Annotated in this window: 15 protein-coding genes; 1 reads left to right on the top strand and 14 read right to left on the bottom strand. The window is 64.7% G+C overall.

The window, feature by feature from the left end; all coding sequences use genetic code 11:
• Nucleotides 1-144: 144 nt before the first annotated feature.
• From CBW24_RS02130 to CBW24_RS02090, 9 genes are all read right to left on the bottom strand, one after another.
• A complete protein-coding gene (locus CBW24_RS02130) occupies nucleotides 145-5,301 on the bottom strand; it encodes a CLIPPER-2 domain-containing protein (RefSeq protein ID WP_097372523.1) in 5,157 nt (1,718 codons plus the stop codon).
• Nucleotides 5,302-5,401: 100 nt separating this feature from the next.
• Nucleotides 5,402-5,983, bottom strand: coding sequence for a DUF1190 domain-containing protein (locus tag CBW24_RS02125; protein WP_097372522.1), 582 nt, complete (start codon nucleotides 5,981-5,983; stop codon nucleotides 5,402-5,404).
• Between the two features lie 12 nt (nucleotides 5,984-5,995).
• A complete protein-coding gene (locus CBW24_RS02120; RefSeq protein WP_097372521.1) occupies nucleotides 5,996-7,210 on the bottom strand; it encodes a glutathionylspermidine synthase family protein in 1,215 nt (404 codons plus the stop codon).
• A 154-nt stretch (nucleotides 7,211-7,364) separates the two neighbouring features.
• On the bottom strand, nucleotides 7,365-7,817 hold the full coding sequence (locus CBW24_RS02115) for a protein tyrosine phosphatase family protein (protein WP_088662496.1): 453 nt from the start codon (nucleotides 7,815-7,817) through the stop codon (nucleotides 7,365-7,367).
• 104 nt (nucleotides 7,818-7,921) lie between these two features.
• The gene (locus CBW24_RS02110) at nucleotides 7,922-9,043 is read right to left on the bottom strand and encodes a THUMP domain-containing class I SAM-dependent RNA methyltransferase (RefSeq protein WP_097374093.1); all 1,122 of its coding nucleotides are present in this window, start codon (nucleotides 9,041-9,043) and stop codon (nucleotides 7,922-7,924) included.
• An 87-nt stretch (nucleotides 9,044-9,130) separates the two neighbouring features.
• Nucleotides 9,131-11,302 (bottom strand): GumC family protein, encoded by a 2,172-nt coding sequence (locus tag CBW24_RS02105; RefSeq protein WP_097372520.1) that lies wholly within the window; start codon nucleotides 11,300-11,302, stop codon nucleotides 9,131-9,133.
• Nucleotides 11,303-11,443: 141 nt separating this feature from the next.
• Nucleotides 11,444-12,379: an AEC family transporter gene (locus CBW24_RS02100; protein ID WP_097372519.1), complete on the bottom strand. Its 936-nt coding sequence runs from the start codon at nucleotides 12,377-12,379 to the stop codon at nucleotides 11,444-11,446.
• A 225-nt stretch (nucleotides 12,380-12,604) separates the two neighbouring features.
• Nucleotides 12,605-13,423, bottom strand: a complete 819-nt coding sequence (locus tag CBW24_RS02095; protein WP_198405215.1) for a VOC family protein — start codon at nucleotides 13,421-13,423, stop codon at nucleotides 12,605-12,607.
• Nucleotides 13,420-14,661 carry an aminopeptidase gene (locus CBW24_RS02090; protein ID WP_097372517.1) on the bottom strand — a complete coding sequence of 414 codons (1,242 nt, stop codon included), beginning with the start codon at nucleotides 14,659-14,661 and terminating at the stop codon, nucleotides 13,420-13,422. The genes CBW24_RS02095 and CBW24_RS02090 overlap by 4 nt, the downstream gene beginning before the upstream one ends.
• A gap of 204 nt (nucleotides 14,662-14,865) precedes the next feature.
• Between CBW24_RS02090 and CBW24_RS02085 the strand changes: the two genes are divergently transcribed.
• Nucleotides 14,866-16,476 (top strand): BCCT family transporter, encoded by a 1,611-nt coding sequence (locus tag CBW24_RS02085; RefSeq protein ID WP_097372516.1) that lies wholly within the window; start codon nucleotides 14,866-14,868, stop codon nucleotides 16,474-16,476.
• A gap of 40 nt (nucleotides 16,477-16,516) precedes the next feature.
• On the opposite strand, the gene CBW24_RS02080 is transcribed toward CBW24_RS02085, so the two are convergent.
• The 5 genes from CBW24_RS02080 to CBW24_RS02060 all read right to left on the bottom strand — a co-directional run bounded on the left by CBW24_RS02080 (nucleotide 16,517) and on the right by CBW24_RS02060 (nucleotide 20,837).
• The gene (locus CBW24_RS02080; protein WP_309764236.1) at nucleotides 16,517-16,942 is read right to left on the bottom strand and encodes a YqaA family protein; all 426 of its coding nucleotides are present in this window, start codon (nucleotides 16,940-16,942) and stop codon (nucleotides 16,517-16,519) included.
• A gap of 92 nt (nucleotides 16,943-17,034) precedes the next feature.
• Nucleotides 17,035-17,925, bottom strand: coding sequence for a CopD family protein (locus tag CBW24_RS02075; RefSeq protein ID WP_097372515.1), 891 nt, complete (start codon nucleotides 17,923-17,925; stop codon nucleotides 17,035-17,037).
• 2 nt (nucleotides 17,926-17,927) lie between these two features.
• Nucleotides 17,928-18,293 (bottom strand): copper resistance CopC family protein, encoded by a 366-nt coding sequence (locus CBW24_RS02070; RefSeq protein WP_088662504.1) that lies wholly within the window; start codon nucleotides 18,291-18,293, stop codon nucleotides 17,928-17,930.
• Between the two features lie 106 nt (nucleotides 18,294-18,399).
• Nucleotides 18,400-19,137: a copper resistance protein B gene (locus CBW24_RS02065; RefSeq protein WP_232530010.1), complete on the bottom strand. Its 738-nt coding sequence runs from the start codon at nucleotides 19,135-19,137 to the stop codon at nucleotides 18,400-18,402.
• Entirely contained in the window at nucleotides 19,134-20,837 is a 1,704-nt protein-coding gene (locus tag CBW24_RS02060; protein ID WP_097374092.1) for a copper resistance system multicopper oxidase, read from the bottom strand. The genes CBW24_RS02065 and CBW24_RS02060 overlap by 4 nt, the downstream gene beginning before the upstream one ends.
• Between the last annotated feature and the right edge of the window lie 24 nt (nucleotides 20,838-20,861).

Raw genomic sequence — 20,861 nt, 5'->3', positions numbered from 1 at the left:
CACCCAGACTCCTCTGCCGCGCCACGTCGCGCACAGGCACAGACCTAAGTCGCGATCAGCAGTTGACGAGGATCTACCTACGGAAGGCCGCCCGCGCGGGCGGCAGACCCCTGCTGTGACAGGGATGCCGGATCGGCCAATGCGTCAGTCGCCGATCCGCACCTCGAATATGACCGAACCTTCGGCTCCGGGGTCGAGCGCCCCCGAACAGGTCCAGCGCAGATGGCCGCTATAGCCCGCTGCCGGTGTCGCAGGCTCCACCACTGCGCAGCTGACCCCACCCGACAGCGCGGTCGGGCTGGTTGGTGCGGAATCCAGTTCGGTATAGGGCGGCGTCCGATCAAAGATCTCGATATCGTCGACAGGCTCCGTCGTCGCGTTCACAACATGGATGCGATAGGCCAGCACATCGCCGGGGCTGCCACTATTGGCGGTGTCCTCAGCCGTGTTTTGGGTCAGGTTGCGCACCGTCTTGCGCAGGATCAAACCCGAGGCCGTCGCCGCGCCAAGCCTGTCGACATTGACCAGCTGGTGGGTCGCGCTGGTGTCCGTAAAGCTTGTGTCAGCCTCCAGCCTGAAGGCGAAACTACCGCTCGGCCCGACCCCACCGCCCGCGGCGACCCGTGCGACGAGGCAGATGACCTCCCCCACGGAGACGGGCACCGCAGCCGTCAGCGGCGTGTCCGGGGCCCCATCGCAATCGGGATCGCGGTACAGCGCCACCGAATACCCGTTGGCGGGCGTTTCCGACAGGGTGGTCACGGAAAAGGTCACTTCGCTGCTAGAACTGGCCACATAGCGGTGCGGCAGGGTCACGACCTGCCCGGCGGCAATTGCGGCGGCCTGACTTCGGCTGAGTTGCGGCACCGGCAGCACACCCAGATTAAGGTCCAGATAATCTGCGCCGCTGTCCGGGGTGAAGCTAAAACGCCCGTCATGAGGGTCCGTATCGGTCAGGCCGGGCAGGCCATCCGTGCGCTCCGAAATCGGAATGCGGCTGGCCTGATCGCGCAATTCGACCGTGATATCCCCGCTATAGCTGGCCGGAAGGGTGTAAGACCACGTTCCATCCCCGGCCACGACCGGATCGGCCAGAAAGGCACCGCTCCCGTCGAGCAGACGCAGGCGACTGCCTTGAGCGCCTGTTTCCGTGCCACCGCGCAGCCCGTCATGCGCCACCGCGCCGCCTGCGCCATTGTCGATGAAAATCTGCCCTGCAAGCCGCCGCCCGCCGGTGATCCGGGCCAGCGCATAACTGGCCTCGTCGTCATCCGCGATCCCGTCGTCGCCATCGTCGATCAGATGCCCGGTCGTCACATCGCTGTCCGGGTCAGGAAGCGAGCTATACACGATCTCGGCGGTGTTGGTGGTGGTGCCGGTGTCGCGCATGCGCACGGTCACCACCAGCGTCTCGGAACTGCCAGCGAGGATTTCATCGACAAACCACAACCCGGTATCGGGGTCATAGGTGTCGCCCGTCGCCGGCGCGCTATCCGAGATGTAATCATACCCATCTGGAATGCGGTCGATGACTTTCACCCCCGAAGGCGAGCCCGACCCGCTGTTTTCAATGGTGATGATCCAGTCGATCAAGTCGCCCGGCGCGGCGGAACTGCGCGGGGTCACGGTGCCGCTCAGCGCGGCGTATTTCGTGAGCGACAGGTCCGCCCCCGCCGCGTCGAAGCCGAAATCTTGATTTTCGGTCGTGGTCGCGGCGGCGACGCTCACCCCCAGCAGCGGGTTGGAGGTGCCGATCGTGCGCCCGACACCCAGGTCCGGGTCAGCCTCGTCCAGCAGGATCCGATAGCCAGAATTCACCAGAAGACTGTCGAAGCCATAGGTGCCATCCACGGCCGTATCAGTCGCGCCCACCTCGATATCATCGGCGAAATTGGCGGGCGTGTTGTTGTCGTGGAAAATCGTGATCCCGATCCCCCCGCCAAGGTTCGGCTCCCCCCCGTCACGCGTGTCGGAGGCGTTGTTGTCTTCGTAGACATTCCCGGCGACAGCGCCAAACTCCACCGGTGCTGGCCCGCGGCAGGAAGCGGCTTCGCTATTCCCCAGATCGTCGGCAGCCACGGTCGCGATCAGTTGGGCAAAGCCGGTCGCGGTATCGATCAGATACAGATTGTCGGTGGTGTTGGAATAACCATACATCCGGCCGTCCTGATCAAACCAGACGGAGCCGAACGTGCCTGCATAGATCGCCGGGCCGATCAGCGTCGGCGTCACGGTGCCCGGCAGACCGCCATTGGGCGAGACCCGAAAAATCCGGTCCGAGGCCTGATCGATCCCGTAAATTTCACCGTCGACCGGATTATAGGCGATGTCCTCCGCCGAAATAGAACTGCTGAGGTTGAGCGTGCCCAGACTGGCTGCTGCGGCGGGATTGCTCAGATCGACGATCTGCCACGTGGAGTTGTTCACCACATATAGCATGGTCCCATTGGGCAGGATGTCGCCCGCGTCGCGCGCATCCGCCGCGCCGGAGATATTGCCAAGGTTCGTGAAGCTGCCACTGCCGTCGACCCGATACAGACGGCGGCTGTTGGGACGCACCCCATACATATACCCATCCAAGGCATTGTATCCCCACCCCCCGGCAAGGTCGTTACCGGCGTTGCCAACATCGACAGTGTTGACGGTGTAGGTGGATCCACTGGTCTCCACCTGCAGGCGGCGCAAGATCGCGTTGTTGCCATCGAAGCGGTAGAGCGACCCATCACACAGGAAGGGCGGAGGATCGCTGGAAATCGTCAGCGTGTAATCTTCCACCTCCCCGTCGAAGGCGGTTTCGGCGTCGATCGTATCGGTGGACCAGCGGAAACGCGCATAGGTCGGCAGGGTCGTCGCGCCCGCGGGCACGGCCACCTCGAAGGTGATTGCGCCGTTTGCTGTGCCATCCTTATCGCCCGCCTCGCCATCGCGGAGATTGGTTGCGACGCGATCCCCCGCCTGCGCGAAATCTCCGTCGCCGTCGAAATCGATGAACGCCTGCAGAGCAGCGGTGCCGGGCGCGGGTTCGACAACCTGCACGGTGATTTCGGCCAGCCCCCCCGCGTAAAGCGTGGGCAGCGTCACACCGTCCTCGTCGTCGCCGCCGTCCAGATCATCGCCATCGGCGGTGACCGAGGATTGCGCGAGCACATCAACATCCGGCGGCACGGTGCCCAGATACAACGTTGTTGCACCTTCCACGACGTGCTGCGGATCACCGTAGCTCGCCGGAGCATCGCCGCGATCCGCATCGGGCGGGGTCTTGAGCACGATTGCGTAATCTTCGACCTCGCCATCCGCTGCGGCTGTCACGGCATCGAGCCCGGCCACCGTGGAAAACCGAAGCCTTGCAAAGGTGGGCACCAGCGGCGCGGTCGGCGGCACCGCGATCTCGAAGGTGATGACCCCGTCCACTGCTCCGTCCAGATCGCCGGGACCGCCATCGCTGAGATCCGTGCCGACCTGATCGCCGGGCGTGAGGAACGTGCCGTCGGCACCGAAATCGACAAACACCTGCAACCGCCCCGCGCCGGGGCTGACCTCCCCCACCGGGATGGCGACGCTGCGGGTGAGCCCCCCGTATAGCTGGGGAAACACCTCTTCGGCTTCGTCGTCGCCGCCCGCATCGGCATCGTCACCGGTGGCATCCGCGCTGTGCTGGGCGCTGCTGTCGCCATCCCCCGGCACCGCGCCAATGCGATAGCCCGAGGTATCGGCATGCTCCGGATCGCCATAGGTGATCGGCGCGTCGCCCCGGTCGGGGCCGGAGCCCGCATAGATGCTGGTCGGGTCGTCGCGCCCGGGTCCCGGCCCGTTCTGCGCAACTCCATCGCCGTCAGAGGCATTTTCACTGTCCGACAAATCGGAAACGGGCGTGCCTGCGGGGGTGGTGGCCGTGACCTCCGCTTGGTTGGTAATGGTCGTGTCCAGATCGGCAGGGACAAGCGTGTAGGTCGCCGTATAAATAGCCCGTTCCCCCGGCTCCAACGTGCCTTGGGGGGACAGCGCCGTCGCGGATTGGAAGGTGATGACCGGCGGCACTCCCTGCCCGCTGAACTGCGTTTCCGCCAGCGCCACATTCGTCAGGGTCACGTTGCCGAAATTCTCGGCGGTAAAGACGTAGGCGATGGTTTCGCCGGGATCGGCATAGCCGTTGAGATTGGTATCGGCGAGGGTCGCCAGTTTCAGCAGGCCGACCGCCCCTACATCAATGCTGACATTGGCGGAGGCGGAATAGACCTGCCCGGCTGTATTTTCAGGCCGTTGGTAGCGATAATCAATCGGCGTCGGCACGCCGAAAAACGCGATCAGCGGTGTGAATGTCAACTCGCCCGTCAGGTCGTCATAGGTCCACGTCCCCTCCCCCGGCATATCAAACGCAACGATATGGCCCGAACTGTCGGTCACCGTATTGATCGCCCCCGCGGGGGGCACCAGATCGATGGCTTGGAGCGCATAGCGGCTTGGCGCTTCGCTGTCATTGGCAGGGGGGTTGTTATTCTCGGTCGCGACCGAATCGTTGAACAGGATGTTGAGCGTGACCGGCTGGCCGAGCTCCTGCTCCTTCACATCGTCGGTCAGGTTGGTCGCACGGAAGTCCGCGCAGGACATGTCGAGCGTGTCGGCCTCCTCGTAGGTGGGGTTGCCCAAACGCACGAGAAACCGGGAATTGGCCGTGCGCCCGAACCGGAAAACCGAGGTCTGAGGATAGAAGATCTCCAACCCCGATTCCGGCTGGTTGGCATAATTCTGGTCCCCCGACAGGATAAAAATCTCGCTCCCCACGGCGCTGGTGCCGGTAAAGAAAGATCGGCGGGTCGTGGCGCTGCGGTCGATGCGAATGTATTCGACAAGCCCCGCGCATAGCTGAGCATAGACCTGTTCGTTGGACGGCCCGTCGATATCGTTGATCTGAACAAAGACATCCGCCACCACCGGCACACCGCCGGTGTTGCTGTTAATGTCGTAGGTGCCCGCCTCGTAGATCAGGAAATCTGCAAAATGCGGATCCTGAGACACGGATGTGATCTGGATCTGGTTGTTGCCGGTGCCGAATTGGTGGTCGAGCGTCGTGTTGGTGAGCACCCCGACGATATCGACGGTCTGCCCCCCCACGGTGCCCGCATTGCGCCAGATTGCGCGCTTGCCCACGCCGGAGCCGACGACGGTTGGCGGACCGACCGGCTGGAATACCAATTGCTGCGCCACAGCCGATCCGGCCATGCCGAGCCATGCCACGATCATCGCGGCCAACAACCACGAAAACGAATGGCGGACCCAGCGCGCCATTTTCAGATCGGTCATAACATGCTCCCGCAAAGTCCGGCCGCGCGCGAACAGGGCGCGGTCCGACCAGACATAGGAGCATCAGGTCAATGGCAGGTTAACGCTGCTGGAGACTTCCTCAGCCGCCAAAGCTGCTGCGGGAGCCTCCGGTGCTGCCGAAGCCGCCGCGCGAGGCGACGTTAGCGCGGGTCATCGGCGCCTTGCCCACCGTCGATGGCGGGCGCGCGAACATCGAACTGCCCATCTTTGCCCGGCCGGAATTGCTGGAATAGGTGCTGGAGCCGGTCGCATTGGTAAACCGCCCATCCGCGCTGCGGTAGAGCGGCTGCGCCGCCGCCATCCCGCGCCCGCCGCCCATCATGTTACCGATCAGATATCCGGCCAGAAGCGGCATGAAAATGCTGCCCGATCCGCGTTCTGCGACCTGTTCTTCGCTGCCGCAGGCCCCTTCGCCATGCTGCTCCTCGCAAACCGCCAGACTGTCGTAACGGGGCGCAGCCTCGACATGCAGGGCTTCGGCCTCCGCAAAGGCGGTGTCGCATTCGGCGGAGGAGAACAATCCCCCCGCGACAGCCGCCGATTTGCAGCTTTCCAGATCGGGGAAGGCCTGTGCGTCCACCTGCTCGTCACGGCACCCCGCCAATGTGAACGACGCAGCGCCGACGATGGCCAAGGCAACGGTTCTCGATCTTTTTCTCATGGTCTTCCCCCCTCAATCGCGGATGAAATGCGGCTTGAATCGCGACAGATCCTGCGTGATCCGCGATCTGTCTTCGCGCAGGCCCAGCCCGACGCAGGCGCGGCCCACCATCCACGATCCGACGACCGGACGAAAGCCCTCGAATTCCGGCAGCGGCGCATAAGCCTGCACAATGCGGGGCTGATCGCCGTAATCGCCTTCGGGCGAATGATCGGTGACGCGCCCGTCCTCGACAATCGTCAACGCCGCGCCCTCGCGGGAAAAGAGCGGCTTGGCCACATGGCCTGCTTGCAGGGTGGCGGCTGCCCTCTCAAACGCCGCGCTGCCTGTGCCCTGACCGCGCATGGCCGGCCCGGCATCAGCCTCAAAAAAGGCAGGCAGCAGGTTCGGATGCCCTTCGAACATCTCCCACAGCACCGGCAGCAGGCCCTTGTTCGACAGGACCGACTTCCATGCGGGCTCCAGCATCAGACACCCCGCCCCCGCCAGATGCCGGGCATAGTCGTCGCGCAGCAGGTCTTCCCATGGGTAGAGCTTGAACAGAATGCCGATGACGCGATCTTCGGCGTCGGTAAACTGGCCCTCGGCGCTCAGCCCGATCTTATCGAGATCGGTGTAATGGGCGCCCAATTCAGCCTCCCGCGCGGCCCAGCCCAGCGCTTCGACCGTGCCGTAATCTTCGGGATTGCCGCCCATCGCCGCGAAATGCAGATCGGTGCCCGGCTCGAACAGTTCGGCAAAGCGCTCGACAAGCGCCTCATGCATGCGGTTGAACTGATCGTCGTCGTCGCGCAGCACGCCAGCGGCAATCTGATCTTCCAGCCAACTCCACTGAAACGACGCACTTTCGTAAAGGGACGTCGGCGTATCCGCGTTATATTCCAGCAGCTTCGCCGGGCCGGTGCCGTCATAGGCCAGATCGAACCGACCGTAGAGTTCGGGATCGCCGCGCTGCCAGCTTGTCGCGACCAGATCGTGATGCTCCGCCGGAATACCCAGACGGGTCAGAAGCTCCTCACTGGCAACGATGCGCGCGGCGGCCTGCCGACACATATCATGCAGCTCCGTCGAGGGGTCTTCGATATCGTCTTCGATCTGGCGCAGGGTGAACTGGTAGGCAGAGCTTTCGTCCCAATAGGGTTCGCCATGCATATCCGCGAAGGTAAAGCCCAGCTCCTGCGCCTTATCCCGCCAGTTCGGCCGCTCGGGGAGAGTGATCTTTTGCATGTGGTCCTCGGCGCTGGGAAAGGCTGCTCACCCCATGCCAGAGAACGCGACGAATGAGAACGCTCACGTGACGCCAATAGGCCCATTGCAGGCCGTCTGGGTCATCCGCCAATCTTCGGCCCGTCACCGAATGCCGGTGACGGACAATACCGTGTCAGGCGCCGGCCTTGTCATCGGCATAGGTTTTGACGAACCGACCGATCTGCTCGCCGGTCAGGTCCAGACCCTGCGCGCGACCCAAGGCCAACGCGGCATCGCCATCGAGCCCGCGTGTGGCGCTGATCGCCATAAGGGTCATCGCCCCGGCGCGCTTGCCAGATGCGCAATGCAGCAGGACAGGACGCGGCAGGTCTGCCAGCTTGTTGCGGAACGCATCGACGAGCGCCTTATCCAGCGCGTCAGGCGCGACGGGATGGTGGAGATAGACAAGCCCTGCCTCCTCGGCCAGCTGCTTCTCCTCCTCGGGTGAAACGTCCTGTTTTTCGGCATCGGTCTTGAAATTAACGACGCTGCGATAGCCCTGCTGCGCGGCGTTTTGGAGCGCCTCCGCATCGGGGGCGAACCGGGCGACGGTGTGGTCGCTGTCGATATCGACGGTGTTCTGCATGTCGGCCCTCACTGGTGATCTGGCATTGCGATCGGCGCACGGCTCATCCGGCACCGGCTCCTGTATCTAGCCGGGTGCGTTCGCAAATCGAGCCACAGGGCGGATCAGGGCAGCGGGTCGGTTCTGAACAGCGTCACCTTCAGCCCGCCATGCGGCACGGATGGGGTTGTTGGCAAAAACGGCAACCCGGTCGCACGCGCCAATCCCGTCTCGCTCGTGACAATGCCCACGCGCCAGCCGGAAAACCGCGCCAGCAATGTCTGCCCCAAGGCACCGTAGAGACCAAAGAGCAGCTTTTTGTTGCCGATGCGCGCGCCATAGGGCGGGTTGACCATGATCAGGCCCGGCGGACCGTCCGGGCGCGGCAGGTCACTCAGCGCATGCATCGTGAAATCGGTCTGCTCAGCCACCCCGGCGCGCGCGGCATTGGCCTGCGCCATGCGGATCGCGCCCGCATCCCGGTCCGACCCACGAAACAGCAGATCCGTGGGCCGCGCCGCAGGCTGCGCTGCGCGCATCTCATCCCAAAGACCTGCGTCGAAATTGGCCAGATCCATGAACGCGAAGCTGCGGCTGCGCCCGGGGGCAAGGCCCGCGGCGCGCTCCGCCGCCTCGATCACGAATGTTCCAGAGCCGCACATCGGGTCCAGCACCGGCATGGTGCCGTCAAAACCGCATTGACGCAGAAAAAGCGCGGCCAGCGTTTCCCGCATCGGTGCCTTGCCCACCGCCTCTTTATGGCCGCGCTTATGAAGCGACTCGCCCGACGTATCGAGGCTCAGCAGCACCCGGTTGTCGTCGATCCGCACCTTGACGCACAGTGCGGCCTCGGCCGAGATCGGCGCACCCAGCGTTTCGGCAAGCGCCCGTTCGATACGCTGCGCGGCGGCCCCGGCGTGGTAGATTTTGGACCGCTTGTTTGTCGTCACTTCGACCCGGACAGGCATATCGGGACGCAGGATTTCGGCCCACGGAAATTTGCGCGCACGCTTGTCGAGTTGCGCCAGATGGAACGCCATGAAGCTGCCCAGCCGCGCCAGCACGCGGGTGGCGCCCCGCAGCTCAAGATTGGCCCGCCAGACATCGGGCCAGCCCCCTTGAATGGTCACGCCTCCCGGCACGGCGACCGGATCGGCAAAGCCGGCCTCGGCCACTTCCTGTTGCAGGACAGGTTCCAGCCCGGGCGGGGCCACCAGAAAGATCTCAAACGGGGTGCTGTCAGTCATGGCGACAGCCTTAGACCGAAACCCGCGATCCCGCGAGAGCGTTTCGCGCGCCTCGGCCCGGCGCAGGGACATGCCACGCCCCACCGGCTAGGCGGTGATCGGATCGTCGATATAGCCCCGCTGGCGATAGGCCGCGCCCCGCGTCTCATCACGGTTCAGCACGCTGATGACCGGCGCGCCCGTGGGCAGGCTGTCGGACAACTGACCGAACCCTTGGCGCAGGTCTGCCTGCCCGGTGGAGGCGAACCGCACACAGAACAGCGCTGCATCCACGCGCTGCGCCACATAGCGGGCATCGACCACCGACAATAGCGGCGAGGTGTCGAGAATGGTGATGTCCATCTGCGTCCGGGCGCGGCGCAGCAGCGCGTCAAAAGTCGCTGACTGCAGGATCTGGTCGGTGGGCAGATCGCTGCGCCCCCGCCCCACGATCACCCCGGCAGCGGAACGCGGATCATCGGCGTAGAAGCCATCCTCCTCCCGCGTGGCGTCGGGCTCCCGCAGGTAATCCAGAAATCCTTCGCTCGGGGCGAAGCCCAGCACATGATGCAGGTCTGGCTTGCGCAGATCGGCATCGATCAACAGAACCCGGCAGCCGGCCTGTGCATAGGTCCGTGCCAGCGCGAGGGCGAGCGCGGTTTTGCCCTCGCCCGGAATGGCCGAGGTTACCATGACCACGCGGCCCCGTCCCGCGCCGGTGAATTGGTCTGACAGCGCGGTCTCCGGGCCCTCCGCTGGATCGCTGGACACCGACGCGTCTGCCCCCCGCCGGTCAAGCGCCTGATCCAGCACGGCGCGGACCCGCCGGATGGATTCGGCATAGCTCGACAACGGGGTGTCGATCACCGCATCCGCCGCCGAGCCGCGCAGCTCCACACCGGGCAAGCGGGGCAACGCCGCGCCCACCCGCGCCGGAAGCACATTGCCAAGCTGCCGAAGCGAGGTCACGCCCCCCATGTGATATTCGCGGACAAACGCCCAACCGACCCCAAACGCCATGCCCCCCAGAAACGCCAGAAACAGGACCATCCGCCGATTGGGCCAGCTGGCAAAGGGCGGCGGCAGAGCTTCGGACACGATCCGGGTATCCGCGATCTGCACCGCCGCGCGGGTCGCCAGATCACGCATACGGTTAAGCAGGGTCAGGTATTGCCGCCGCGCGATCTCGGTCTCCTGCTGCAATTCGTAGATTTCCGCCACGCTGGACGGCGCCAGATCCCCGGCAAGCAATTCACGCCGCAATTCCGTCCGGTATTCTGCGGCGCGCCCATGCAGAGCCTCGATTTCAGCGCGCAGCCCATCAAGCGCCGTAGCGCCGCGCCGGGCCAGTGCCGCGTCGATGCGCGCGATTTCCGTCGTGCCGGACTGGGCGGTTGGGCGTTGGGCCAATTGCTCCCGCTGGGCCGCAAGCCGGATCAAGGGCGGCTCCTCCAGCAGCTGCGCCATGTCATGCCATGCGCCGCGCGCGCGGGCTGCCTCGGCGCGGGTGGCGATCAGTTCGGCCTCGGTGCTGGCGGTGCCGATTTCCTGCATCCGAGCGCGCAGAACGGCCACCGCGCCATTGCCGCCCTCCTGCGCCAACCGGTCGAGATTATCGGCAAGATAGGTATCAAACGCCGCCTCGGACCGGGCCAAGGCCTGCCGGGCCTGCGTGATCTGCCCGGCGATGAGATCCCGCGCGGCGGCCGAGGCCGCGATCTTGGCATCCACCTGCAGGGCGATATGGGTCGCTGCGAACAGATTGGCCAATCGCGCGGCCTGGACCTGATCGGTGCTGCGCACCGAGAGCGTGATCACATGGGTCAGTCCGCGCCGCCGCACCGCAAGCGCGGGTTTCAAACGCTCAAGCGTGGCCAGCCGCAGCGCGTCGCCTTCGAGCGGTGGCGGCGCCGGGCGTCCGATCCATGCACCAAAGCGCGTGCGCCATGAGAGCTTCGGCGCGAATACCGGATCTGTGCCAAGCTGCGCGGCATCGATCACGGCAAGTGCCACCCGGTCCGAACGCAGAATTTCCACCTCGCTTTCGATCCGCGCGCTTTCCGATGCGGTCGGGATTGCATCGCGCTCGCCAGCCCCCAGAACATCCGCCGGGCTGGGATCGGCCAGAAGCAGCACCGCCGCGCTATAGCGGGGCGCGACCAGCAGCACCGCCATCAGCGCGACGGCCAGCGCCGCGACGACACAGCCAAGGATCAGCCGCATTTCGCGCCGTAGCAGCGCCAGCGTTTCCCGCAGGTCGTAGGGGGCGGTGGGGGTCATGTGGCCCCGCCCGGTGTCAGATCGGTCGATTGCGCCATGCGCCTCTGCCTTGCGTCAGGTCCGGCCTGCGGACAGCGCCGCGCCGGTCGGGTCACACCGCAGTAAAGAGCGAGATGCTTAACATCGGATTAACCGTGACGGTCAGCCCACCAGTGGCATCAGCAACCACAGAGCCACGGCCAATGTGGCAAACGACAGGATGGTCGACATCATCAGCGCCGACGCGCTCATCATCGCCAGGTCGACCCGCTGCCCGAACAGCGGGTAGATGCTCATCATCGGCACCGCAGCAAAGATGGTGATCGTGACCAGCAGATCGCCCCGCACGCCGATTGCCAGCATCGCGGCAAAAACCACGAGCGGATGCAGGATAAGCTTCCCGGCAGTGACAAGAACGATCTTACCCAGCACACCCTTGAACGGCAGCGACGCCAGCGTGCCGCCGATTACGAACAGGGCCAGCGGCGCGGCGATATTCGACAGCATCTCCACGGCGCGCAGCGCCTCTGCGGGGAGCGGCAGGGCAAAGCCCGACACGATCAGCGACGCCACCAGCGCGAGGATCAGCGGATTGCGCGCCGTGGCCAGCGCCACCTTGCGCAGCGCCTGCGCGCCGGTGCCGCCGCTGGCGCGACTTTCCGTGATCCCGATCAGCAGCAGCGCCACCGGGATCAGCACCGTATTTTCGACGATTACGCAATTGGCCAGAACCGTCCCCGCGATCGGTCCCATCGCGGACAGGGCAATGGGATAGCCCATGAAGCCGCTGTTCGATCCGGACATGCCCAGCCCGATCACCGCCGATTGCCCGACCGACGTTCCAAAGATCAGGCGCGCCGCCACCGTGCCCGTCAGCATCAGCAACAGCGAAGCAGCCGCGTAGCCCAGCACCAGCGGCCAATAAATCGTCTCGGCCAGCGGGCGGGTGGCGACGGCATTTACGATCAGGGCGGGCAGCGCGATCTTGACCACGAACCCCCCGATCACCGGTATGCGGTCGGCCTCCACATAGCCGCTGCGGATCGCGACATAGCCCAAAGCGATGATCGCGAAGAGCGGGATAATGGTCGAAAGCATACGCAGTCCTGAAGGCTCGGGCGGGGAGGGTGCAGCCGTGCGGCCTTCGCCGCACCGCACCGGCCTGCCATACCCCGCCACCGGCGCGGAGAACAGGGGCAGCCCAGCGCAAAGCGGCGCAGGTCAATCAAAGGCCGGGTGCCAGTCTATCCTTGCGAGGGTCCGCGCCGCCGATAACGCCGCCGCCGTGACACGCCCGCGGCGCCATATAGGGCGTGTCGAACGTCAGCTGCAAACGTCCCCATCGGGGTCTGTCGTGGTGTAGCACTCGATCCGCAGATCGCAGCTAGGCAGGTCTAGCAGGGCCTGCGTGGCGGAAACCTCCTGCCACTCCACGCCATCCAGCGCAGCCGCACGTTCCGCCAGCGGTGCGAGCGTGTCAAAGCGCAGCCCCAGCGCGGCAAACCGTGGGCGGGGGCCGGACCGCAGGCGGATTTCCAGACCGTCCGGCAGGATCACATCAGTATCGCGCCGGGTGCCCGCCGTGGCGGCGGCATAGATCGCGCTGTCGCGTGCCGGGTCCGGGCTTTCGATGGTGAAATGGGCAAACCCAGCAAAGCCGTTGTCATGGCGCATCCAGTCGGGCCGCCAAACCAGATCCGGCGTCAGATGCTGACAGAAATAGACGCGGCCCGCCGGAAACAGCGCATCCGGCACCCGCACGGTGCGAAACGCAGCGGCGGTCTGCTCTCCATCCACCTCTACGGGGCGGGAGAAGCTGACAACATCGAGTGGCGCCAGTTCCGCCTGCGCCAACCGTGCATGGGTGGCGTCGGCATCCGCACTGCGCAGCACCAGACCGTTCAGCCCCCGCGGGCTGTCGCGCACCTCGGCCCGTTGGCGCCCCTCGGCAGGCAGGCCGACCAGTTCCAGATAGGCCCCCGGCACCACCATCAGGTGATTGATCGAGCCCAGCGAATGATGCCCCCGCGGCGTCAGCGTGAAGCCCAGCGTGGTAAACAGGCCTGCTGCGGCATCCATGTCATGCAGCACATTGACGACGACATGATCGAGCGGCTCGCCCTCGGCCCCTGTCGCGCTCATTGCGCCCATTCACCCTGACGGAACACCGGCACCCGATCGCCATTTTCGGTGATGCCGTCGATGTCGGTTTCCGCGCCGCCGATCATCCAATCGACATGGATCATGCTGCTGTTGCCGCCCTGCTCGGCGACCTGCTCCGGCGTCAGATCGGCGCCGTTGCGGAAGCATTTGGAATAGCATTGGCCCAGCGCGATGTGGCACGCGGCGTTTTCGTCATAAAGCGTGTTGTAGAACAGCACCCCCGATTGCGAGATCGGCGAAGAATGCGGCACCAGCGCGACCTCGCCCAGCCGGGCGGCACCTTCGTCGGTTTCAAGCAGCTTGCGCAGCACGCTCTCGCCCCGGCTGGCAGTCGCCTCGACAATGCGGCCCTTCTCGAAGCGCACGGAAATATCCTCGATCAGTGTGCCCTGATGCGACAGCGGCTTGGTCGCGCGGGCATGGCCCTCGACACGGGCGGCATGCGGGGTGGTGAACACCTCCTCCGTCGGCAGGTTCGGGTTACACACCACCCCGTTTTGCGCCTGCGACGCACCGCCATGCCATTCATGCCCATCAGCCAGCCCGACGGTCAGATCGGTGCCCGGCCCGGTGAAGTGCAGCGCAGCAAAGGCCTGCGCGTTCAGCCACTCGGTGCGGCTGCGCAATGCTGCGTTATGCGCCTCCCACGCGGCGATGGGATCAGCGGTGTCGACTCGCGAGGCGGCAAAGATCGCTTCGGCCAGACGGGCCTGGGCATCCTCATCGGGCAGATCGGGGAAAACCCGCCGCGCCCAGTCCACCGACGGATAGCTGGCGATGGTCCAGTTGATGTCGAAATTCGCGATCTTCTCCAGCGCCGGACGATAGGCGGCGGAATTGGCCCGGTTGGCGCGTGCAGCGCGGTCTGCGTCCTGCTCGGCCAGCAGCATCGGGTCATCACCGACGATGGCCATCCGCGCGGCATTGGCGGCGTAGGCCTGCGCCATCCCGTCATAGAGCCACCCCGCGGCCTGATCGAAACTGGCGTCATCGGCATGTTCGAAGCGGGCCAGCGTGACCTCCGGGTCCGACAGGATCGGCGTCACCACCCCGGCCCCGGCGCGATAGGCCGCAGCGGCCACCCGGCGCACCAGCGGCAGCGCAGCAGTGGGCGCGGTCAGCACAAGATCCTGTCCCGGCTGAAGGTTCAGCCCGACGCGCACGGCCACATCCGCCAGCCGGTCGAGAAGCACGGGATCAACGGGGTCATGGGTCATGGCGGTCTCCTTGGTTTGCGCGGCCAAGTTCCGCCCGGCACCGCGGGACGTCAAGCAGGTATCACGCCCGCCTCATTGCCCGCTCCGCAGGCACAGACCTTCCCCAACAGGGAGAGTTTCCGCCGATCAGGGAACAACTGCCGCGCCTCACGGTTGAGTGAAGGAACCAACTGGCCGAACGGCCACCTGCAAAAGGGGACAGTTTTGCAAAATCTCGCGCGCCGACTTGGCCTCCGCACCGATCCCACCATCTTTTTCGTATCCGCAGGCTTTACCGTCCTGTTCGTGATCATGTTGGTCGTGGCGCCCGAACCTATCGGCGCGGCCTTTGCCGCCGGGCGTAGCTGGATCGTTACCAATCTCGGCTGGTTCTTTATCCTTGGCGTCAATGTCTGGCTGGGTTTCCTGCTATGGGCTGCAATGTCGCGGCATGGACATATCCGATTGGGCCCGCGCAATTCGCGACCCGAATACAGCAACCTGTCATGGTTCACGATGCTGTTCGCGGGCGGCATCGGCACGGTGCTGATGTTCTGGGGCGTGGCCGAACCGATCAGCCATTTCCAGAACCCGCCCCTGCCCGGCGTGGAACCCTATACCGAGGAAGCCGCGCGCGACGCGATTTCCATCGCGATCTATCATCTGGGTCTTCACACTTGGACCATCTTTACTCTGCCGGGGCTGGCATTTGCGTATTTTATCAACCGCTACGACCTGCCCGTGCGGGTCAGTTCGGTGTTCTACCCACTGTTGCGTGACGGCATCCACGGCCCCATCGGCAAGGCGATCGACATCGCGTCGATCCTTGGCACGCTGTTCGGTGTGGCGGTGTCGCTGGGGCTTGGCTCCGCGCAGATCGCGGCGGGCCTGTCGGCCCTGTTCGGGCTTGATGATGGCACATGGCTGAAAGTGGCGATCCTCGCGGTGCTGACCGTGGTCGCCGTAGGCTCCATCGTCGCCGGGCTCGACAAGGGTGTGAAGATGCTGTCGAACCTCAATATCGGCATGGCTGTCGCGCTGATGGTGTTCGTGCTGGTGACCGGCTCGACCCTGTTCCTGCTGCGCGGCATCGTCGAAACCTTTGGCCTCTATTTCGAAAACCTGCCGCGTCTGGCGTTCTGGAACGACATGCTGGCTAACGAAAACCCCGATAACGAGGCATGGGGCTGGCAGGGCAGCTGGACCGTGTTCTACTGGGCGTGGACCGTGACGTGGTCGCCGTTCATCGGGCTGTTCGTGGCGCGGATTTCGCGCGGGCGCACGGTGCGCGAATTCGTCTTTGGCGTGCTGATGGCGCCTTCGGCCTTCACCCTGATCTGGTTCGCGATCTTCGGCTGGCAGGCGATGGAATTCGACGGGCTGGGGCTCGCCGCACGCGCCGTGATGGGCGACAGCGCCGGGGAGATCAGCCGTGCGGTGTCCGACTCCGTGCCACTGGCGATGTTCGCGTTCTTTGAACATTTCCCGTTCACCGATCTTGTGCAGGGCTTCGCGGTGGTGATCGTCGCGATCTTCTTTGCCACATCGTCGGATTCGGCGTCGCTGGTGGTGGATATGCTCTGCACCGGCACGCCCACCCCCGGCCCGGTGCATCAGCGCGTGTTCTGGGGCGTGGCCGAAGGCTTCGTCGCCGCGATGCTCATCATCCTCGCAGGGGAGGCGGGGCTAACCGCGCTGCAACAGGTCATCACCGTGGTCGGGCTGCCGATCTTCGTGCTGGTCTGCATGATGATCCCGTCGCTGATCCGCGGCTTCGCATTAGAAGAGATCGACCATATCAGCATCGGCAAACGTCCCGAACTGGACGAGTTCTAAGCCATCAGACGGGCAGGTCGCCGCAATCGCGGCCTGCCCGTCACAACCACGCCAGCGTCAGCGCGATCACGATCAGGTAGCGTCCGGCCTTGGCGATCGTCACGATCAACAGAAAGCTTGGCAGCGGCTCCCGCAGGACGCCCGCCACCACGGTCAGCGGATCCCCGATGAACGGCGCCCAGCTCAGCAGCAGGCTCCAGCGCCCATAGCGGCGATACTGTGCCTCCGCCCGGGCCAGTTGCGCCGGTTTCACCGGGAACCAGCGCCGATCCTGAAATTGCCGCAAAAATCGCCCCGCGATCCAGTTTACGGTGGAGCCCAGCACATTGCCGAAGGTCGCCACGCTCAGCAGCAACGGCACCGACAGGCTGGGATCGGTCAGCTGATAGGCAAGCACGACCTCGGACTGCATCGGCAGTACCGTCGCGGCGATCAGCGCCGCCAGAAACAGGGTGAGATAGGACACGCGCGCCTCGCAGGGGGCAGGTTACGGGACAGGGCGGTGTAGCACCCCCCACGACGTGCGGCCAGCGGCACCGCCCTGCCCGCGCTGACGCCTCACATCGGCGCGGCGCTGGCGTGTTCGGGCGCGAACAGCGAGGTGAAAAACGCCGTGACCAACAGGATCACTACAAAGGTCGCCATTTCCCAGCGGATCGAGCGCAGCAGCGGGCGGCCATCGCCTGTTCGCGCCAATGCCGGTGTCAGCCGTAGCTTGTTCAGGGCCGCAAGGCCCAGCAGAACGGCGACGATCATCAGCTTCACCGCGACCAATCTGCCCCAAGGCTGCGTCAGGGCTGCAAGAGGATCTCCGGTCAGCAGCCAGATCAGCGTGGCCCCCGCCAGCACCAGCAGTCCCACCATCAGCAGAGCCGCCTGACCGAACCGCTCCACCGTACGGGCCGAGCCCATGGCGCCTCTGTGCACCATGTCATGCAACGGGAAAAACCCACCGATCCAGAAGCTCGCCGCCAACACATGGATGACGAACAATGCCACCAGCACGGCGCGAGGATCGCCCACGGCGTGGCCGCGCATTGCGAAACTGGCGGCGACCAGCAGCACCCCTGCCCCGGCCACCCACCGCGCCCAGCGCCGATCTAGGGCGAGGGTGGCAATGGCGGTCAATCCCACAACATCCGCCTCGACCGAATAGCCCAGAGGGCTGAACAGCACGATGCTCAGCATCATCGGGTCGAACGCCCCGCCAAAGCCGCCCCACAGAAACGCCGCCCGCAGCGGGATATTCGCAAGGCTAAGAACGATCCCGGCCAGCGCGGCATAGGTCGCGAGCAGCCGCAAACGGCTGCGCGCAATGGTATCCAGCTCCCGCAGGAGCAGCAAATTTATGACGGAGCCCGCCGCGAGCAGGACACTGACATACATCCCGGCCTTGACCGGAATTGAGACCATTTGCACCGGCTCCAACGCGACAAGGGCTCCGCCCATAATCAGCGACCCACGTTAAAGCCGAAGGTGCCGTTCATGGCGTGACCGTCGGGCGACATGCCGCGCCAGTCGATCTTATACGCGCCGGCGGCAAGCCGCGGCAGCTGCCCTTCCCAGACCTTGACCGCCTGATTGGCGGCGGGGCCCTTCACCTTCATGGTTTTGCCGCGGGGGTCGGTCATCGTGACCGTGGTAATCTTCATCGGGGCGTCGAACATCAGGTGCATGACCTTTGTGTTCGCGGCGACCGTCGCGCCATTGGCGGGCATGGTCATCATCTTGCCCTCATGCGCCATCGCAAGCGACGCGGAGAGAGACAGACCAACCGCAAGCGCGATGGCCTTCTGGAACGTGCCGAAATTTTTCATGTTAGTCCTCATGACGAGTTGGGGGTTACTGCCGTGCCGCAGACACCCGGCTGCCTGTGCCGGGCGTCTGGTCTTCGGGCGGGCACTGAAATGCGCCGCCCCAAGTTCAGAAATTGAGGTTCACACCGATGACGCCGCTCAGTTCCGAGACGTCATCCCCAGCGGCGCGGAGCAGGTCCGCCGTGCCGCCATAGCTGCGTTCGTAGCTTACCCCGACATAAGGCGAGACGCTGCGCCCGATCAGATCGTAGCTAAGCCGCAGCCCCAGTTCGGCGGTCGCGCCGCCCGCTGCGACATCGCGCGCGTCGTCGTCGGACAGCGGCATGCTCACCTCCAGCCACGGGGTCAGGATCAGCCGATTGGTGAGCAGCGCCTCATAGTCGGCCTCGGCGCTCAGATAGGGATGCTCCGCCACAAAAAGCGCGGCTTCGACTTCGAACCATTGGGGGGCAAGCCCGGTCACACCGACAACCCCGTAATAGCGTGCGTCCTCATCCTCCGGCGTGGAGGCCGCCACCCCGACGAAGGCATCGAAGAATTCACTGACCGGCTTTTGCAGGCGCAGCTGGTTCTCCATCTCGTCGAAGCTGCCGCCGTCCGAGCGCAGACCCTCGCTTGCAAAGACAAAGCGCAGCTCGTCCGTGCCCGCCATCGCGGTAAAGTCCCACGCCAGAGCGCCCTCGCCCTCGCTCATGCGGTATTCCAGCTTCTCGGTGCGCAGGTTCCACACGGCAGGTTCGGCCACGGTGGCAGCGGGCGCGGCAAGCCATGCGCCTGCGGTGGCCACACCGATGACGGCGAGTTTCTTCATGGTTTGCATGTCCTTGTTCCGTTCGCTGCTCATGCCGGACCTCCGGTCACGATCACTTTGCGGAACATGCCGCCGGCCATGTGGTAGGAAAGATGGCAATGGAAGGCCCACGCGCCCGGCGCATCGACTTCGGTTTCCGTGTAAACGGTGGTGCCGGGCGCGATATTCACGGTGTGCTTTACCGGATCATAGGCGCCCTTGCCGGTGTCGAGGATCGACCACATGCCATGCAGGTGCATCGGGTGCGCCATCATCGTCTCGTTGACGAACTTAAAGCGCACACGCTCCCCGTAATTCAGACGGATCGGCGCGGCGTCCTCGTATTTCACGCCGTCGATGGACCAGATGTAGCGCTCCATATTGCCTGTCAGACGGATCTCGATTTCACGCGTGGCGGCGCGATCCTGGTAGAGCGGCTTCGCAGCGGCCAGATCCTCGTAGCCCAGAAACTTGCCGCCATTCGCCGCCATGGGGATCAACCCGCTGCCCGGCGCATAGAACTCAGACGTTGCAGGCGCGGCTGCCGGGGCGGGGTTTGGGCTCATATCCATGCCCGCCATGTCACCCATCGCGCTCATGTCGTGACCAGAATGGTCCATCCCGGCCATGTCACCCATGTCCGCCATGTCACCCATGCTGCTCATGTCATGGTCGCTCATGTCCATGCCGCCCATCATGTTGCCCATATCGGCCATCGTCAGCAGCGGCTGCGGGCGCATCTGATAAAGCGGCCCGACCATGCCCTCCTGCGGCGCAAGCGTGCCGCGCACCATCGCGGTTCGGCCCATGCTTTCGCCGATGATGGAATAGGCTTTCGCCTGCCCCGGCTGGACGATGACGTCATAGGTTTCGGCCACCGCGATCCGCAATTCGTCCACCACGACCGGCTTCACATCATTGCCGTCCGCCTGCACCACGGTCATCTTCAGGCCCGGCACGCGGACATCGAAATAGGTGGTCGCGGAGGAGTTGATGAGCCGCAGGCGAACCTTCTCGCCCGGCTTGAACAGCCCGGTCCAGTTCTGCTGCGTGCTTTCGCCATTGATGAGCGGGGTGAAGCCCTGAACGTCTTCGACATCTGTCGACATCATCCGCATCGCGCCCCACATCCGACGCTCCTTCAGGGCCTCCTTGAAGCCGCTGGCGCGCGAATCTTCGATCAGATCGCCCAGCGTCCGCTGCGAGCGGTTGTAGTAATCCGCCGAGGACTTGAGATTGCGGAAAATCTTGGCGCCGCTATGCGGATGCTTGTCGGTCAACTGCACCACATAATCGCGTTCGGTCTTGATCCGTTCGCCGCCCTTGGGCGCGATCACGATCGCCCCGTAGGCCCCGTCAGGCTCCTGAAAGCCGGAATGGCTGTGAAACCAGTAGGTGCCCGCCTGCTCGATCGGGAAGCGGTAGGTAAAGGTCTCGCCCGGCTGAATACCGTTGAAGCTGATACCCGGAACGCCGTCCTGATCGAAGGGCAGGATCAAGCCGTGCCAATGGATCGAGGTCGTCTCGCGCAGGTTGTTTTTCACGCGGATGGTGACGTCCTCGCCCTGCTCGAACCGCAGGATCGTGGGGGTCTGGCTGCCGTTATAACCAATGCCGGTCTTCTTGAACGTGCCCGTATCGATGCGGATGCTGTCGACGCTGACATCGTAGGTGCCCGCATGCGCCGGTAGCGCCAGCGCAAGCCCAAGGAATGCGGTCACACAGGCGGACCGCAGCAATGCTGAATGTTTCATGATCTTCTCTTGGCCGCCGGACAT

This window comes from Pacificitalea manganoxidans (genome assembly GCF_002504165.1).
Classification (GTDB): domain Bacteria; phylum Pseudomonadota; class Alphaproteobacteria; order Rhodobacterales; family Rhodobacteraceae; genus Pacificitalea; species Pacificitalea manganoxidans.
Note: the sequence above shows the minus strand (reverse complement) of the source record. Positions and strands in the feature narration are given on the sequence as shown.

Excerpts from the sequence above, each read along its gene's own strand:
- CBW24_RS02095 (WP_198405215.1), bottom strand. The coding sequence starts at position 13,423 with ATGAGCGCGACAGGGGCCGAGGGCGAGCCGCTCGATCATGTCGTCGTC.
- CBW24_RS02120 (WP_097372521.1), bottom strand. The coding sequence starts at position 7,210 with ATGCAAAAGATCACTCTCCCCGAGCGGCCGAACTGGCGGGATAAGGCG.
- CBW24_RS02100 (WP_097372519.1), bottom strand. The coding sequence starts at position 12,379 with ATGCTTTCGACCATTATCCCGCTCTTCGCGATCATCGCTTTGGGCTAT.
- CBW24_RS02115 (WP_088662496.1), bottom strand. The coding sequence starts at position 7,817 with ATGCAGAACACCGTCGATATCGACAGCGACCACACCGTCGCCCGGTTC.
- CBW24_RS02105 (WP_097372520.1), bottom strand. The coding sequence starts at position 11,302 with ATGACCCCCACCGCCCCCTACGACCTGCGGGAAACGCTGGCGCTGCTA.
- CBW24_RS02130 (WP_097372523.1), bottom strand. The coding sequence starts at position 5,301 with ATGACCGATCTGAAAATGGCGCGCTGGGTCCGCCATTCGTTTTCGTGG.
- CBW24_RS02090 (WP_097372517.1), bottom strand. The coding sequence starts at position 14,661 with ATGACCCATGACCCCGTTGATCCCGTGCTTCTCGACCGGCTGGCGGAT.
- CBW24_RS02060 (WP_097374092.1), bottom strand. The coding sequence starts at position 20,837 with ATGAAACATTCAGCATTGCTGCGGTCCGCCTGTGTGACCGCATTCCTT.
- CBW24_RS02075 (WP_097372515.1), bottom strand. The coding sequence starts at position 17,925 with ATGGGCGGAGCCCTTGTCGCGTTGGAGCCGGTGCAAATGGTCTCAATT.
- CBW24_RS02070 (WP_088662504.1), bottom strand. The coding sequence starts at position 18,293 with ATGAAAAATTTCGGCACGTTCCAGAAGGCCATCGCGCTTGCGGTTGGT.
- CBW24_RS02065 (WP_232530010.1), bottom strand. The coding sequence starts at position 19,137 with ATGAGCAGCGAACGGAACAAGGACATGCAAACCATGAAGAAACTCGCC.
- CBW24_RS02110 (WP_097374093.1), bottom strand. The coding sequence starts at position 9,043 with ATGACTGACAGCACCCCGTTTGAGATCTTTCTGGTGGCCCCGCCCGGG.
- CBW24_RS02125 (WP_097372522.1), bottom strand. The coding sequence starts at position 5,983 with ATGAGAAAAAGATCGAGAACCGTTGCCTTGGCCATCGTCGGCGCTGCG.